General features: G+C 43.1%; 14 protein-coding genes and 2 tRNA genes. 7 read left to right on the plus strand and 9 right to left on the minus strand.

Going from position 1 to position 15,979, the window contains the following annotated elements; genetic code table 11:
* Window positions 1–23: 23 nt before the first annotated feature.
* Window positions 24–509 (minus strand): Mut7-C RNAse domain-containing protein, encoded by a 486-nt coding sequence (locus tag KSK55_RS03425; protein ID WP_306128158.1) that lies wholly within the window; start codon window positions 507–509, stop codon window positions 24–26.
* Window positions 506–1,513 carry an AmmeMemoRadiSam system radical SAM enzyme gene (gene amrS, locus KSK55_RS03430; RefSeq protein WP_218608183.1) on the minus strand — a complete coding sequence of 336 codons (1,008 nt, stop codon included), beginning with the start codon at window positions 1,511–1,513 and terminating at the stop codon, window positions 506–508. The genes KSK55_RS03425 and amrS overlap by 4 nt, the downstream gene beginning before the upstream one ends.
* A 100-nt stretch (window positions 1,514–1,613) precedes the next feature.
* Between amrS and pyrH the strand changes: the two genes are divergently transcribed.
* From pyrH to nth, 3 genes are all read left to right on the plus strand, one after another.
* Window positions 1,614–2,324: a UMP kinase gene (gene pyrH / locus KSK55_RS03435; protein ID WP_218608184.1), complete on the plus strand. Its 711-nt coding sequence runs from the start codon at window positions 1,614–1,616 to the stop codon at window positions 2,322–2,324.
* Between the two features lie 45 nt (window positions 2,325–2,369).
* Window positions 2,370–2,444: transfer RNA gene (locus KSK55_RS03440), tRNA-Pro, on the plus strand.
* A gap of 7 nt (window positions 2,445–2,451) precedes the next feature.
* Complete coding sequence (gene nth / locus KSK55_RS03445; RefSeq protein WP_218608185.1) at window positions 2,452–3,099, plus strand: endonuclease III; 648 nt, start codon at window positions 2,452–2,454, stop codon at window positions 3,097–3,099.
* 97 nt (window positions 3,100–3,196) lie between these two features.
* On the opposite strand, the gene KSK55_RS03450 is transcribed toward nth, so the two are convergent.
* Window positions 3,197–3,268: transfer RNA gene (locus KSK55_RS03450), tRNA-Ala, on the minus strand.
* A gap of 137 nt (window positions 3,269–3,405) precedes the next feature.
* Here KSK55_RS03450 and KSK55_RS03455 point away from each other — a divergent pair.
* A complete protein-coding gene (locus tag KSK55_RS03455; RefSeq protein WP_218608186.1) occupies window positions 3,406–4,080 on the plus strand; it encodes an MTAP family purine nucleoside phosphorylase in 675 nt (224 codons plus the stop codon).
* A 190-nt stretch (window positions 4,081–4,270) separates the two neighbouring features.
* Complete coding sequence (locus KSK55_RS03460) at window positions 4,271–7,084, plus strand: PAS domain S-box protein (protein ID WP_256664291.1); 2,814 nt, start codon at window positions 4,271–4,273, stop codon at window positions 7,082–7,084.
* Here the strand turns inward: KSK55_RS03460 and KSK55_RS16675 are convergent.
* The 5 genes from KSK55_RS16675 to KSK55_RS03480 all read right to left on the minus strand — a co-directional run bounded on the left by KSK55_RS16675 (window position 7,038) and on the right by KSK55_RS03480 (window position 13,462).
* The gene (locus KSK55_RS16675; protein ID WP_218608862.1) at window positions 7,038–7,430 is read right to left on the minus strand and encodes a DUF86 domain-containing protein; all 393 of its coding nucleotides are present in this window, start codon (window positions 7,428–7,430) and stop codon (window positions 7,038–7,040) included. The genes KSK55_RS03460 and KSK55_RS16675 overlap by 47 nt on opposite strands.
* A gap of 309 nt (window positions 7,431–7,739) precedes the next feature.
* Window positions 7,740–7,871, minus strand: a complete 132-nt coding sequence (locus KSK55_RS16360; RefSeq protein WP_256664169.1) for a hypothetical protein — start codon at window positions 7,869–7,871, stop codon at window positions 7,740–7,742.
* 78 nt (window positions 7,872–7,949) lie between these two features.
* Complete coding sequence (gene gyrA, locus KSK55_RS03470) at window positions 7,950–10,469, minus strand: DNA gyrase subunit A (RefSeq protein WP_218608188.1); 2,520 nt, start codon at window positions 10,467–10,469, stop codon at window positions 7,950–7,952.
* The gene (locus KSK55_RS03475) at window positions 10,459–12,486 is read right to left on the minus strand and encodes a DNA topoisomerase subunit B (RefSeq protein ID WP_372238733.1); all 2,028 of its coding nucleotides are present in this window, start codon (window positions 12,484–12,486) and stop codon (window positions 10,459–10,461) included. Before KSK55_RS03475 ends, gyrA begins: the two co-directional genes overlap by 11 nt.
* A gap of 91 nt (window positions 12,487–12,577) precedes the next feature.
* Window positions 12,578–13,462, minus strand: coding sequence for a DUF475 domain-containing protein (locus KSK55_RS03480; RefSeq protein WP_371816510.1), 885 nt, complete (start codon window positions 13,460–13,462; stop codon window positions 12,578–12,580).
* A gap of 146 nt (window positions 13,463–13,608) precedes the next feature.
* Between KSK55_RS03480 and KSK55_RS03485 the strand changes: the two genes are divergently transcribed.
* Window positions 13,609–14,358, plus strand: coding sequence for a hypothetical protein (locus KSK55_RS03485; RefSeq protein ID WP_218608189.1), 750 nt, complete (start codon window positions 13,609–13,611; stop codon window positions 14,356–14,358).
* 12 nt (window positions 14,359–14,370) lie between these two features.
* On the opposite strand, the gene KSK55_RS03490 is transcribed toward KSK55_RS03485, so the two are convergent.
* Entirely contained in the window at window positions 14,371–14,769 is a 399-nt protein-coding gene (locus KSK55_RS03490; RefSeq protein ID WP_214418820.1) for an aconitase X swivel domain-containing protein, read from the minus strand.
* Window positions 14,770–14,811: 42 nt separating this feature from the next.
* Between KSK55_RS03490 and KSK55_RS03495 the strand changes: the two genes are divergently transcribed.
* Window positions 14,812–15,975, plus strand: coding sequence for a proteasome-activating nucleotidase (locus tag KSK55_RS03495; RefSeq protein ID WP_214418821.1), 1,164 nt, complete (start codon window positions 14,812–14,814; stop codon window positions 15,973–15,975).
* Window positions 15,976–15,979 lie beyond the last annotated feature (4 nt).

Below are 15,979 nucleotides of genomic sequence, written 5' to 3' on the forward strand. Positions count from 1 at the left end.
ACAACAGGGCACGCAGGTAATAATTATCCTTTTTCGCAATTGCCAGTCATTTCTTCTAACCGAACTCTCATATTCCTGGTATGGGTTCCTTCCCAGTACTGTCGGTAGCATACCGGGCAGTGCATGAGTGTCTCATCATCAGGGGCAAACGGATTGACTGGGTTAATACCAGGTCCCTTCATAAGAAGTGCATTACACCGTGAACATCGAGTTAACCTTATCCGGGGAGAGATGAGTCCTGCAGAAACCAACTGACTGATTTGGTCACCTAGATCTGACGATATCAACCGGATCGCAATACCTTCACCTCGTCTGGCTAGTTCAGAATCCTGAGTTAAAATATATCGGTGTTCTGTTTTGGCAATGTTCAGTATTATCGTATCCTCACGTGAATTTCCGGGCGGCATATCATTAGCACTGATGCAATCATATCCCATAAACCGGAGATATTTGCATAAAGAGCCTGCCATTCGGTCGCAGAAAAATTTTGTACCAGATTCGGAATTCATAACCGAGTAATTATACCGGTTTTCTCTCCACAGTGAGCACACAATCCATCTTGGAGATGTACAGGCCCGACAGAGTAGCCGGAACGTCCGATTAGCAGGTTATTACAATGAGGACACCACGTCTGTTCATATTCATGTCCTGGCACATTTCCAAGGTAGGGAAACCGAAGCCCCTTTTCTTTGGCAATATGAAAAGCCCGTTCCAGAGTTGGAACAGGTGTCGCTACAGTTTCCTGCATTTGAAAATCAGGATGAAATCTGGTAAAATGAATGGGAATATCTGGCCCAAGATTGTCCACTACCCAAGAAACCAATCGCCCGGTCTCATCTGGCGAATCATTCAGACCGGGTATGATAAGATTTACAATCTCAATATGAAGTCCCAGTTCTTTTGCCCTGATAGTTGTATCAAGTACCGGTTGCAAGCGGGCCCTACAAATTTTATGATAGAATCCTTCGGTAAAAGCTTTAATATCCACCCGCCAGGCATCAAGATCAGGAGCAAGATCAGTCAGAGCATCTTCGGTCATGTAACCATTCGTTACATATACAGTCTTCAGGCCCTGCTGGTGAGCAAGCCGTGCCATGTCCTGTGTATATTCAAACCAGATGGTCGGTTCATTATATGTCCAGGATATCGACGAACAACCTGACGCTATGGCCCTTTTTACTCCTTCTTCCGGTGACAATGTTTTCAATCTGACACTGTCAAATCCAGCATGAGATATGTGCCAGTTCTGGCAATGACTACACGAAAAATTACATCCAACACTGCCAAGAGAATAGGATAAAGTCCCTGGAAGAAAATGGTAGAGAGGTTTCTTTTCAATCGGGTCAACGGCCTCAGACGAGATCCGCCCATATGTTTCAGCAATAAGCTGGCCCCGTATCGATCTTCTCACTCCACATATCCCAGTTTTCGTCTCCGCAATGTTACAACGATGATTGCACAGGTTACAGTGCATAATACCTGAATCATCACGGGAGTAATGTCTCGCTTCCATGGTCACCTGTTTGTTAGTGAAAGTTCCATCCTTTATTTATAAATGATTTCATTGTTCTGAATAACCTATATGGTTTCGATTAGGTAACGTATGAGGTTGAATGGCTATTATTGTACTCTCACTGGGCGGGTCAATTCTTCTTCCTGAGATAGATCGTCCAAACATTAAACCATATATCTCTGTTTTAACCAGAATTTCTGCTCACCATAGTCTTTTTGTTGTTGTTGGCGGGGGAGGGACTGCCCGTCAGTATATCTCTCTTGCCCGGTCATTTGATGCCGATGATGCATTTTCAGATGAACTAGGTATTATGGTTACCAGGCTGAATGCAACTTTACTTGTCGGTGCTCTTGGGAAGGCAGCATATCCGGGAGTTGTAGAGACTCATACTGAGGCCCTCTGTGCAGCTGAAACTGGTAAGATTGTAGTCATGGGAGGCATCACGCCAGGCCAGACTACTGATGCGGTGGCTGCAGTATTAGCAGAGCGTGTACAGGCTGATCTTTTCATTAATCTTACAGCTGTTGACGGAATATATTCAGCAGATCCAAGGAAAGATACCTCTGCAAAACGTTACGATGTTATGACGGCCTCTGAATTACTCGGAGTTGTTATTGGTCAGCAGGCGGTGGCAGGAGTGAACACAGTCATGGATATTGTAGCCGTGAAGATGGTTGAGCGATGCGGAATCCCCCTCCTTGTCATGGATGGAAGAGATCCCACCCAATTGGAAAAAGCCATTGAAACTGGCAGATATACCGGAACACTCGTATCTCCGGATGGGAAATCACCTTTCCCACTCCAAAAGTAAAAAGAAAGAATATATATAGTACTGGCATCAACATATATCCCGCACGGGGTAATAGGGTAGCCTGGTCCATCCTAGAGCGTTTGGGACGCTTTGACCGCAGTTCGAATCTGCGTTACCCCATGTTTTTATGTCTGTTTTTGATCCTGAAACAATCATTACGCGTCTTCGTTCACGATATGATCTTTCTCAAAGCAGAGATGAATTTCTTCATTTCAGAAATCCATATGAAACTCTAATCGCCACCATTCTTTCCGCACAAACGACAGATAAATGTGTGAATATAGTGACAAAGGAGCTCTTTGCAAGATATCCTGATGTCTTCTCTCTTGCAAATGCAGTTTTGGATGATGTTGAAAAAATCATACACCCTACCGGATTTTTCCATACGAAAGCCAGGAATATTATTGCAGCATCGAAATTAGTTGCCACAGAGTTTCATGGAGAAATTCCCGACCATATGGAAGATCTGGTTAGGTTGCCGGGAGTAGGGAGAAAAACTGCAAATATTGTGCTTGATCACGCTTTTTCCAAGACTGAAGGAATTGCAGTTGATACCCATGTCCGTCGTATCTCCATGCGCCTTGGGCTGACGGATAATAGTGAACCAAACCGAATTGAAACAGACCTAACATGCATTTTCCCACAATATATGTGGGGAGAAATTAACGGACTATTCATTCTTCATGGGAGGAGAGTATGTACAGCACGAAGACCTTCATGCTCAATCTGTAATCTGTCAGACATATGTCGATATTATCGAGAGATTTGTGAATGATTCTCAACTGTTACGAAATAAAGAAAAATAAGATGTAATTGACTCTATCAGAAAAATCCAGATCGTTAAACGACATTCAATATTTGAAAAATAATAATGGACCGAGCGGGAATTGAACCCGCGGCCTCTACCATGCCAAGGTAGCGATCTCCCACTGATCTACCGGCCCGCCTTATTAGGTTGCAACTCCTGCCATATATAATCATCCATTTATCATTACTCAGATCATCATCACTCATATCAATACCATATCACGAAAATCTGAAAGGATTTTTTTACCAGAGGACCAATAGATTCCGCACATTTATGCTTGGAATAATTGGCGGAACATCTCTACTCGATTACAAGGGATCTGAGTTATCAAAATTTGAACAAAATACCCCGTATGGAACCAGTGAACTTTTCAAGGGTGATGGATTTCTTCTCCTCCTTCGACATCAAAACAGATGTGCCCCACATAAAATCCCCTATAGATCTCATATTGCTGCTCTCAAACTCGCAGGAGCAGAACAAATCATAGCACTTGGATCCACCGGTTCACTCAGAGAAGACATTCCCCCTGGAACACGAATCATTCCTGATGACTTTGTAAGTCTTGCACCTATACCTTCCATATACAATCATTCCATTGGTCATGCAAACCCTATGTTTGATTCTTATCTCCGTTCACATCTAGCCAATCTCTGTCCGGATGCAAAAAAAGGTGGAACATATATACAAACCTGTGGGCCCAGACTTGAAAGCAGACCAGAGATTATCTGGATGTCTCAATTAGCGCATGTGGTAGGAATGACTATAGGAAGTGAACTTACGGTTGCTCATGAACTCAATCTCCCTTTTGCTGCAATATGTACTATAGATAATTATGCAAATGGGATATGTAACGCTGAAATCAGCTATGATTCAATATTAAAGACCGTCCGGGAGAACCAAGAAAAAACATTAGAATTATTAAACCATATTATTGAATCTGTTTCATAAATGTAAGTTCCAAAAAACATACTATGAAACTGTTGTCAGATGGTTTTAACCACTAAGCAACGTATCATAAGATATTCATTCATGCATCGGGTGATTCGATCTGGTTGCAATTTCAATCCTTACCATAGGAGATCCTAACCAATATACCCAGATAACCCATCTGTTCTCAGAGAGCGGGGCTAAGGTATCTATTAGCGCAGCAGCCGATCTGAAGGATGCCATCCATCAATTGCAGACTAATCATTTTGATGCAGTAATCAGCGAATTTGATTTAGGGAAAGAAAACGGCCTTGATTTTATTGCGAAGATTAAAAAGCACATTCAATACAGTCCGGTTACCATTCTCACTGGTGAACAGGCTCAAGGAGTGGTGAAAGAAGCAATAAAAGCCGGAGTGGATTATTTCTTTTTACGTAATGAAGAATCTGAACTGGAAATTATCCGGCTAAACACATTTATCAGGCAGACAGTAAAGCAAAAACAAAACCAGGAAGCATTACATTACGCAGATACGAACTTTCGAACGATAGTAGAAGCAACTGACGATTCTATATATATGGTCGATCGTCATTTCAGATATCTTTTTATCAATAGTCCTCATCAGAAACGTCTGGGCGTTTTTGGAGAGGAATATGAATCTAAATCCTATAAGGATCTCCATACCGATGATGAAACCAAGCGGTTTGTCCACTCCTTAAACCAGGTTATCACTCACAGCAACTACTTTTCAGAAGAATATGAAAAAGATGGGAGATATTATAACCGTAAGTTCATTCCGGTCAGATATCAGACATCACAACAGACACTTGCAGTAACGGTTGTCTCAATTGATATCACCGATCGGGTAAAACTGGAAGATGAAGTTGCCAGAGGAGCTTCACTGGTTACAGCAACATTTGAATCTACATCAGATGGTATCTTTGTCGTTGACCGGGGCGGCAAAATCATCAATTATAATCAAAAGTTCCTTGATATGTGGTTTATTCCGGAAACTGTCATTGAGGAACGAGATGAAGAAGTTTTACTTGCATATATAGAAGACCAGCTGGAAGACCGTGAGACATTTATTGAAAAACTCAATTATCTGAAAACCCATCCAGAAAAAGAAGCATTTGATGTACTCGAATTTCGCGATGGGAGAATATTTGAACGAAACACGCTCCCACAGCGAATAGGAGGAACTATTATCGGGAGGGTCTGGAGTTTTCGTGATGTAACAGAGCAGCGGAAAACTCTCTCATCCCTCCAGATCACCCAGGCTAATTATCGGAGCGTTGTTGAATCAACGGGAGATTCTATCTTCATGGTTGATCATGAAGGGTGTTACCTCTTCATGAATTCATATCACCGGAATAAACTTGGAGATATCGCCGATAAATATCTTGAAAAACGAATGCGTGTTATGCTGCCGCCAGGAGAAGAACAACGATTTGATCAGGCTCTCGAGCGGGTTTTCTCTACAAAACGTCAGCTTCAAGATGAATTCCATTGGATTTCAAAAGATTATATTCGTCGGTTTACCCCGGTTAAGGATGATGACTCTGATGAGGTCCGGGCAGTGACTATTGTTCTGACTGATATTTCTGATATGAAAGCTGCAGAGCAGGAGGTAAAAAACAATGAGGAACGATTGAAAATCCTCTTTGATTATGCACCAGAAGCATACCTTCTAACTGACATTAAAGGAACCTTTATTGAATCCAACCGGGCTGCAACAGAGTTGACTGGATATACACCCGATGATCTCAGGGGTCGAAATATCTTTACGATGGGGCTTATCGGTTCGATGCATATTACAAAAACAGCAGTACTGTTTGCGAAAAATGCTCTTGGCAGGCCCACTGGACCTGACGAGGTGAATATCAGCAAAAAAGATGGAAAATCACTCTTTGCGGAGGTTATGACCTATCCAATTCGGATCCGAAACCAAAGCCTTGTTATGACCATAGCCAGGGATATAACCGAACGCAAAATTTCTGAAGAAGCATTAAAACAACGCGAGGAACAGTACCGACTCCTGGTCAACAATGCAGGAGAAGGTGTTTTTGTTATCCGTGATACTCGGATTATATTTGCAAATCCCAAATCATCAGATATTTTTGGATATTCATCAATTGATCTTCAAAATTTCGGAATAATGGATATTATTCACCCTGATGACCAGGGGGAATTTTCAGGTCTTTTAGAGCGAGCCCGACATGGAGAACAAATACATGCAGGAGTATCTCTCCGAGCCTTCACGATGGCTGGAGAACTTCGATGGCTTGAGGTTGGTATGGCCGAGATTGTCTGGCAGAATCAATCATCAATACTGCTATTATGCATGGATGTCACAAAGCAGAAGATAGCCCAGGATGCATTGGTCCAGAGCAACAGGAAATTAAACCTGCTCTCGTCAATAACCCGTCATGATGTATTGAACCAGATTACAATCCTCCTGGCATATCTGGATCTTTTAACTAAGAAGAATAAAGATCCAGACCTTGAACCCTTTATTGCGAAACAGGTTGAAGCAACCCAGTCAATACGAAGCCAGATAGTGTTTACCAAAGAATACCAGGATGTTGGTGTAAAAGAACCCCAATGGCAAAACCTAGGGGCCGCAATTGCTGCAGCGAAGGAAGTAGGACGGATTCAATATGTAAAATGGGCAGATAATCTGAATTCAATAGAGGTTTATGCTGATCCATTACTTGAAAAAGTTTTTTCAAACCTTATCTCCAACTCACTGATGCATGGTGAACATGTATCTGAGATCACATTCTTTACAGAAGAAATACCATCAGGACTCATCCTTATCTATGAGGATAATGGGATTGGCATAATAGAAAAGAATAAAAAGAAAATTTTTCATCATGGGTTTGGAAAAAATACCGGCTTCGGACTCTTTTTATCCCGGGAGATCCTCTCAATTACCGGTCTTTCGATCTCTGAAACCGGCAAGGAAGGAAAAGGAGTCAGGTTTGAAATAACGATACCAAGAAACCTGTATCGGTTAATTTAAATTTTTTTATACAATCTTCGACCTCTTCCATAAACTGATAAATATCAGCCCTTCCATAAAAAATGTTGTTGTAAACGAGAGTATCATTGAGCGATTCATATCCATGTACAAGGATATTTCGAAAACCATTCATATGTCTGACTTTTTCACACAGCTCAGGTGAAAGACAATGTTCGGATAATTTTTCCAATATTATCAATTCATCTCCCGCTAATCCTGAAAAGAAATACCGATATAGCAAGGCAGATATGTCATTTACTTGTTTAATTATTATCTGAATTTGTCGCTCGGATGATCTTCTTATGATGAGTGATTCCTTATATGAATCATAATTATCCGAAAATATTTTATTTTAATTCTTCAATATATTGGTCTAACAAACGGATAGAATTTTGTATTCGTTCTTTACTTATCATTCTATCATTATCCTGTATGATGGTTCATAATCATCCCATTGCCTATTCGTTTGTAAAATTTTTTCAAAAAGAATATCTCCATCCCTGACAAAAATCGGGATCCCTTCTCTTATTATCTGAATTTTAATATAAAGAGGGAGGAGAGAGAATAAAGTTATATCTAGGGGAATCTGAGCCATTGCTGCATATGATCCTGAATAATGGAGAAATCTGTCAAAGAAAGCTGATTGCTCATCATTTTATGAAATAATGCAGATATCAATGTCTCTGAAATCACCTCTGGCTACCGAGCTTCCATAGTGATATACTGCAAGAATCTCATTATCTTCTATTACCTCTCTAATAAACCCTGAAAATAATGGATGATTCATGAGCGGATAAAAGCTGAAAATGAAAGAGACATTCTTTCAAACTCTGCTTTGAAAAAATATAAGTATATACAAAAATTTTTATTCTTCAGAAGAACCGTTTTCATCCGGTCCCTCGTCAACAATCTCTGCCTGGGGGATATCATCACTGATCTCTTTCTGCTCTTCCGGAGAAAGTGAAGTAACACCAACCACCCGGTCACCGGCAGTCAGTTTCATAATTCTGACCCCCTGAGTTGAACGACCCTGGATAGAGATTTTATCAACACTGGTTCTTATAACAATTCCTTCAGCACTCATCAGGATGATCTCCTCTTCCGCACCTGCTGAGAATGCCGTGACAATGCCGTCATTTCGTTTCAGCTTGATGTTTCTGACACCCATCGTTCCACGGCCATGACCCCGGTACTCATCAAAGTTTGTCCGTTTTCCATACCCTGACGAGGTAATGGTAAGGAGATGTTTTCCATCCTCAATGACGGTCATGCTGGTGACGATATCATCATCTTTCATCCGCATTCCAATAACTCCCAGAGCATTGCGGTGACGGAGAGGTATCTGTTCCTCATGGAACCGAAGACTCTGACCATATTTGGTAGTGATGATGATCTCCTGACTGCCATCACTGACCATGACATACACCAGGTTATCACCCTCACGTAGGGTAATCGCATTCACCCCGGTTGATCGTGGGCGAGCAAATTCATCCTGTGGAATCTTGATGATCATACCCCGTTCGGTCAGGAAGAGGAAGAACCGATCAGATGAGAACTCCTGTACCGGGATGACTGCGGTTACCCGCTCCTCGTTTCGCAGGTCAAGGAGATTTACGATAGCCTTGCCTTTACTCTGCCTGGACCCTTCTGGAATATCAAAGACTCTGAGCCAGTAAGCCCGACCGGTTGAGGTGAAACAGAGAAGATGGTCATGAGTATTGGCAACAAAGGCCTGTTCCACATAATCTCCATCCTTGATAGAAATTCCCATAACTCCTCTGCCTCCACGTCCCTGAACCCGGTAGGCGTCCACATCCATATGCTTGACATAATTCTGGTGAGTCAGACAGACCAGAACCTGCTTGTTTGGAATGAGATCTTCTCTTACAATCTCCTGTAGGTCACCAGTGATCTGGGTTCTTCTCTTATCAGCATACTTGTCGCTCAATTCATGAAGTTCACGGGATATCTCTGACCTGATGTTGGCCTCTGAAGACAACAGTTCAAGAAGTTTTCTGATCTCTGCCTCAAGTTGTTCCCGCTCATCGACTAGTTTCTGCTTTTCAAGAGCCGCAAGCCGGCGAAGCTGCATTTGTAGGATTGCTCCGGCCTGTGCTTCATCAAGGGAGAATTTTGCTATCAGTGCTTCCTTTGCCTCATCAGCGGTTTGGGCTGCACGAATGGTCGCGATAACTGCATCGATATTGTCGATTGCATGGAGCAGACCACGGAGAATATGGACCCGTTCTTCAGCTTTCCGCTTGTCAAACTCACTTCTTCTCGTTATAACCGTGATACGATGACGGACAAACTGCTCAATCAGAGCAATAAGACCAAGAATCTTTGGCTGACGATCAACGATTGCGTAGTTAATGATACCAAAGGTACTCTCAAGAGCGGTGTGCTTATAGAGGTGATTCAGGATCAGCTGAGGGCGGGCATCCTTCCGAAGATCGATGACAATTCTCATCCCGTCTTTATCAGACTCATCACGGAGGTCTGAAATCCCTTCAATCCTCTTCTCTTTGACCAGCTCAGCGATATGCTCGATAAGTTTTGCCTTATTAACCTGGTAAGGGATCTCAGTTATAATAATCTGGTCTCTTTTACCGGATTCATCGATCTCTGCAACACCCCGGACGGTTAATTTGCCTTGTCCTGAGAGGTATGCATTCTGAATCCCCTCAGTTCCCATGATGATACCGCCGGTTGGGAAATCAGGACCGGGGAGTATTTGCATGAGTTCATAAACAGTGGCCTCCGGATGGTTCAGATAGTGACAAACCGCATTACAGACTTCACCCAGGTTGTGGGGTGGCATTTTGGTGGCGATACCTACAGCAATACCATCTGATCCGTTTATCAGAAGATTTGGCAGTTTTGCCGGAAGGACTGATGGTTCTTCAAGTGATTCATCAAAGTTCGGGACAAACTCAACCGTCTCTTTTTCAAGGTCAACAAGAAGTTCCTCTGCTTCCCGTTTCAGTCTGACCTCGGTATAACGCATTGCCGCAGGAGCGTCGCCGTCAACTGAACCAAAGTTACCCTGACCGTCAACCAGCATCATCCGATATGAGAACGGCTGGGCCATCTTGACGATAGTATCATAAATGGATGCATCACCATGCGGGTGATACTTACCCATGACATCTCCGACTACACGTGCGGATTTTTTATATGCTTTATCATGAGTGTTGCCCATCTCCCACATGGCAAAGAGTGAACGACGATGCACCGGTTTTAATCCATCACGGACATCAGGAATTGCACGCCCGATGATGACAGACATCGCATAATCGATATAGGAGGATTTCATCTCCTCTTCGATGTTGACCGGATTGACCTTCGGGACAAAGAGAGGCTGCTGGGGTTCTTCAGATGTCAAGGTTTGTCACCTCTTTTGCATGCCGTTTGATAAAGTCACGACGGGCAGTAACATCATCACCCATCAGCTTTTCAAAGATCTCATTTGCGTAGGCAGCATCCTCGATAATTACCCGCTTGAGGACTCGTGTTTCCGGGTCCATGGTTGTTGCCCAGAGCTGGGATGCATTCATTTCTCCAAGACCTTTGTATCGCTGAACGTTCACGCCTTTTTCACCCATCTCCTGCTGAATCACTCTCATCTCATCCTCGGTGTAGGCGTACTTCTCCTGTTTGCCTTTCGCAATACGATACAGGGGAGGCTGGGCCAGGTAGATAAAACCTGCTTCAATGAGCGGCTGCAGATATCTAAAGAAGAACGTCATGAGAAGTGTGCTAATATGAGCACCATCCACATCGGCATCAGTCATAATGATGATATGGTGATACCGTGCCTTCTCGATATCAAATGATTCACCAACACCAGTCCCGATTGCTGAAATTAGTGCCTGAATTTCATTGTTTTTCAGGATCTTATGGACAGTTGCCTTTTCAACGTTCAGGATCTTACCACGAAGCGGAAGGATTGCCTGGAACCGTCTGTCACGGCCCTGTTTGGCACTGCCTCCTGCAGAATCTCCTTCTACGATGTAAATCTCACTTTTTTCAGCAGAACGTTCAGAGCAGTCGGCAAGTTTCCCTGGAAGTCCGGATGATTCAAGGGTGCTCTTTCTTCTCGCAAGTTCTTTTGCTTTCCGTGCTGCTTCTCTGGCCTGATATGCCAAAACTGCCTTATCAACAATAGAGGCCAGATCTTTTGGATGTTCTTCAAAATATTCACAAAGAGAAGCGTAGACCAGTGAATCAACAATGCCTTTGATCTCACTGTTTCCTAGTTTCATCTTGGTCTGGCCTTCAAACTGAGGGTTTGCCATCCTGATTGAGATGATGGCAGTTAGACCTTCTCTGACATCGTCACCTTTGAGGGAGAGGTTCTGGTCCTTGATTGCCTTATTCTCCTTGCCCATTTTATTAATGGCCTTCGTGAGAGCAGATCGAAAACCCTCAAGGTGTGTCCCGCCTTCCTTGGTATTGACACTGTTTACGTACGTGTATACTTTTTCTGAATATGCTGCTCCGTATTGGAATGCAATGTCAACCTCAACCTTGGCTTCTTCATCTTTTCTGCCAAAATAGATGACCGATTCATGGATTGGCTGAACTTCATGGTTAAGATATCTGACATATTCTGATATCCCACCCTCATAGGAGAAGACTTCACTACATTCCTCAAGATCCTCACACCGCTCATCAGTAATACTGATGGTGATACCAGAATTCAAAAATGCAAGTTCCCGCATCCGGTGAGCAAGGATATCATAATCAAACTCGACTGTTTCAAATATCTTTGCATCCGGTTTGAACCTGACACAGGTGCCTGTGACCTTATCCAGATATTTTTCCAGGAATTCTTCCTTAGTTTCCGGACAATTTTCTGGGAGATTATGATACCGTCTGATATACCGGTCTTTTATCTCCTCAAAACTCTCTTCTTCTTTTTCAAGATCAGTTTGTGGTGCACCTCTTGAAAAAAGCATCAGGTATTTGTACCCGTTTTTCCAAACTGTAGCATTTAACTCAACTGACAGAGCATTGACAACAGATACACCTACCCCATGCAGACCCCCAGACACCTGGTATGTATTCTTGTCAAATTTTCCACCAGCATGAAGGACCGTGAGTACTGTTTCAAGAGCACTTTTGTTATCATTGTCCTTCATTGGATCTACCGGGATCCCACGTCCGTTATCCTCAACGCTTACACTACCATCAGGATGGATAACGACCTGGACATGGGTACAGTATCCTGCAAGAGCTTCATCAATGGCATTGTCAACCACCTCATACACCAAGTGATGAAGACCCCGGGTATCGGTTGAACCGATATACATTGCCGGTCGTTCCCGGACCGGTTCAAGACCACGCAGGATTTTGATATTCTCAGAATTGTATGTATTGGACAGACGAAAACCTCCCAAAAAATATGTGATGCGAAAATGTGTCCTATACTATAGGTGTTTGAAAGACTAAAACATGGTGTTTTAAGTACGGGTAAAAAAAGAAGATAAATCAGGCATCAGGACTGTTCTTTTCAGAATCACGAACAGATTTCAGGTAAAACAAGCCTACAACGCCAAAAGTAATCACCGGTGAGACAAACTCGGGAATGTGAAAACCAAAACTGTCTATAAGCATAATGATACCTAGACAGAGAATGGAATACATTGCTCCATTTTTCAAAAACCGGTATTTTTTTATCCTATCGATATTGCCAACGGTAATCTGTCTGACTGCAATTGCACCGAGCGCATTTCCTACCAGAATCAATGGGACAGACATGGTAAAGGCGAATGCCCCAAGCACTCCATCAATGGAGAAGGTAGCATCGATAACTTCAAGATAGAGGATCTTGCTGATATCAGAGAGATCCCCTCCCATGAGTTTTTGTTCCTGCAACTCTGCATTCTGACGGAAACCATGAACGATAAAAAACGCCGTTGATCCAACAACAGCACCAAAAGCCATCATTGGATTTCTCTCAATTGCAAACCAGACAATAGCCATCAACAGGATTGATACCACTGCGTAAAACCATACTCCTTTAGAAAAAAAGTACCGTTCTCCACGCAGGCCGAAGTTTTTCTCCTCGAGAAAAAGCCAGTGAAAGAAGAGAAATATGAGAAATGTTCCTCCTCCAATCAGCAGGATAGGGGATGATGTCTCAATTGCTTCTTTGACATCCGGATTATCACTAAACATCGCGGTAAAGGCTTCCCAGGGTGTGAGATCCGGAGTGGAAAGCCAGACCAGTAAAAGAGGTAATAGTCCCCGCACAAGAAAGACTGCAAATAAAATCCCCCAGAGAAGAAACCATCTTCGGTATTTTGGGTGCATTGTTCCGAGGACTTCTGCATTAATTATTGCATTATCAATACTGCAGATTATCTCGAACATACAAAGACCCATGATGGTCAGGATGATCGTGAAGAGTTCCACATTTCAAGGTTTGATGCGAAAAGGATATCAATCCCATGTATCATCTACCAAAATAGGGTCATTTTTCATCTCATTCTATGAGAGATGAAGGGACATGAGGGGGAATGATGCAGGATAAACTCTCCCAGATCCAGATCACTTTTTTATACTCAGTTCTCCTATCCGATGTTATGAAGGATCAGGGATTGCTAATTGCAATATTCCTCATGATAATCTGTATTCTTTCATCCGGATGTATAAACCAGGATCTTGGATCGCTCTCAGATAACGGGCCGATACAACCTGTACCCACAACATCTTCACCTGTAACAGAAAAACCAGTCATGACGAAAAACCTGGGTGAACCTGTTCAAGAACGTGTTATGACACCTGATACACCTGGTTCAATGCAATTAAAAGCATTCATCGAAAAAACATTCCCTGAACTGACAAAGGCCTATATGGATATCAGGGCATCAGATCGTGCTCTGGATGCAGCAGGAATACAAAATAAGGCTCTGGCTCTTGAAACGCTAGTCCAGGAGCTAACCAACGAATATCATCTTGACCGCTCACTCCCTGAGAAAAATGTTTTCCCAGGACTCACTTCAAAAGAAGAAGTAATTTTTAATAAATATCTCGGATTTATCCGTTCTCAGGGATCATATGCTTCAAGTCTAAAACAGGCCGTGTATTGGAAAAATGCCGGATCAGATCCAGCATCACTGGGAAATTATCGAAGAAACCAGGATCTTACAGATCAGTATGGGAAAAAGGTAATAACCGACCTAAAAACCCTTGATGGATATTGTACCGAATGGGGATTTCCATATCTGGACAAAAAATATGTTCGTGAATATTCCTTTACGTCCTAATCAATAACCCTTTTATCCGAAAATTGTCAGTGTTCCTGTATTTCCATCTACTTCTGCTTCCTTTCCTGTCGGAAGATCAATCAGAGGAGTTCCTATCCGATCTATCATGGGGATCTTTCCCATAATTGCCCCGACTGCAATTATCGTCTCTGCTTCCTTGTTAATAATCGCAGCAGGAGCATGACCATTGCGCGAGAGAGCATAGAGGATGTAGCTCCCCACTGTTGAACCTTTCCCATACTCAAACGCCAGAACAGAACCGGTTATGTCAGTTCCTTTTAGAGGATGGCCTGGTTCGATTACTATTCCGGTTTCCGGATCTACGCCGGATAGAAATGAGATTGGATCAGGACCTATGAGCAATGGCCCTTTTCCAATACCACGCGATATACCGCGTCCATGGATTATCATGCACACTCACGTATAAGTAGGACCACTTGATAATTATGTACTATGGAACAGCCTCTTGCACGTATCTCCTGTGAAAATGAGATTCATTATCAGATCCGGATCCAGGAGCTGGAGGCCCAGAATCTTGAGTTGTCTATCCGTTCAGAGGAATTAATCAAGGAAAATTCCGTTCTGAAACGTGAAAATTCACAGCTCAAACGAATGCCCCTCTTTGTAGCACTGGTTGTGGATGTTTTTGAAAATGGTGAGATCTATCTGCGTCAGATGGGTAATAATCAGGAATATGTTACCCTTGTTGCAGATGAGCTGCGCCCCTACATCTATCCGGGATGTAAAGTTGCCGTGAATAATGCTTTGTCAGTTGTCAAAGTTCTTGAAGAGACGTATGACTCACGAGTCAGAGTGATGGAGCTTGATGAGTCACCTGATGTCACCTTTGAGTATGTTGGTGGGCTCTTACGTGAGATTGAGGAGATCAGGGAAGCAGTAGAATACCCCCTGACCATGCCTGAGGTCTTTGAGCGGATAGGAGTTGAGCCACCGAAAGGAATTCTTCTGTACGGACCTCCGGGAACAGGAAAAACACTTCTGGCAAAAGCGGTAGCTCATAATGCAAAAGCAACGTTTATCCGTATGAGCGGGAGTGAACTGGTTCATAAATATATTGGAGAAGGAGCCCAGATGGTCCGTGAACTCTTCTCACTAGCACGTGACCGGGCACCATCTATTGTATTTATTGACGAAATTGACGCTATAGGGACTACCAGAACCAATGACGGAACCAGTGGTAGTGCTGAAGTTCAAAGAACGCTTATGCAGTTATTAGCCGAGATGGATGGATTTGACAACCGAGGAGATGTCAGAATCATGGCAGCAACCAACCGGGTTGATATGCTGGATGCAGCACTTCTCCGTCCTGGACGATTTGACCGGATTATTGAGATCCCGGTTCCCGACATCATTGCACGGGAAGAAATCATCAAAATCCACGCCAGGAAAATGACACTTTCTCCGGACATAAATCTGGCAGAGATATCACTCTTAACCGAGGGCCTTACCGGAGCACAAATCCAGGCAGTATGCCGGGAAGCAGGTATGTTTGCGGTACGAAAAAGTGCTTTTGAAGTGACAAATCAGGATTTGCTTGATGCCATCAGTAAAGTTAGTGGCGAAGAGCATGATATTGAAGAGCGGATGTTCCGCTAACCTT

It is taken from the genome of Methanospirillum hungatei (genome assembly GCF_019263745.1).
In the GTDB taxonomy this organism is placed as follows: Archaea; Halobacteriota; Methanomicrobia; order Methanomicrobiales; family Methanospirillaceae; genus Methanospirillum; species Methanospirillum purgamenti.

What these genes read in the sequence shown, in the direction of transcription:
- KSK55_RS03425 (WP_306128158.1), bottom strand. Translation starts at nt 509, where the DNA reads ATGAATTCCGAATCTGGTACAAAATTTTTCTGCGACCGAATGGCAGGC.
- amrS (WP_218608183.1), bottom strand. Translation starts at nt 1,513, where the DNA reads ATGGAAGCGAGACATTACTCCCGTGATGATTCAGGTATTATGCACTGT.
- pyrH (WP_218608184.1), top strand. Translation starts at nt 1,614, where the DNA reads ATGGCTATTATTGTACTCTCACTGGGCGGGTCAATTCTTCTTCCTGAG.
- nth (WP_218608185.1), top strand. Translation starts at nt 2,452, where the DNA reads ATGTCTGTTTTTGATCCTGAAACAATCATTACGCGTCTTCGTTCACGA.
- KSK55_RS03455 (WP_218608186.1), top strand. Translation starts at nt 3,406, where the DNA reads ATGCTTGGAATAATTGGCGGAACATCTCTACTCGATTACAAGGGATCT.
- KSK55_RS16360 (WP_256664169.1), bottom strand. Translation starts at nt 7,871, where the DNA reads ATGAATCATCCATTATTTTCAGGGTTTATTAGAGAGGTAATAGAAGAT.
- KSK55_RS03480 (WP_371816510.1), bottom strand. Translation starts at nt 13,462, where the DNA reads ATGTTCGAGATAATCTGCAGTATTGATAATGCAATAATTAATGCAGAA.
- KSK55_RS03485 (WP_218608189.1), top strand. Translation starts at nt 13,609, where the DNA reads ATGATGCAGGATAAACTCTCCCAGATCCAGATCACTTTTTTATACTCA.
- KSK55_RS03490 (WP_214418820.1), bottom strand. Translation starts at nt 14,769, where the DNA reads ATGATAATCCATGGACGCGGTATATCGCGTGGTATTGGAAAAGGGCCA.
- KSK55_RS03495 (WP_214418821.1), top strand. Translation starts at nt 14,812, where the DNA reads ATGGAACAGCCTCTTGCACGTATCTCCTGTGAAAATGAGATTCATTAT.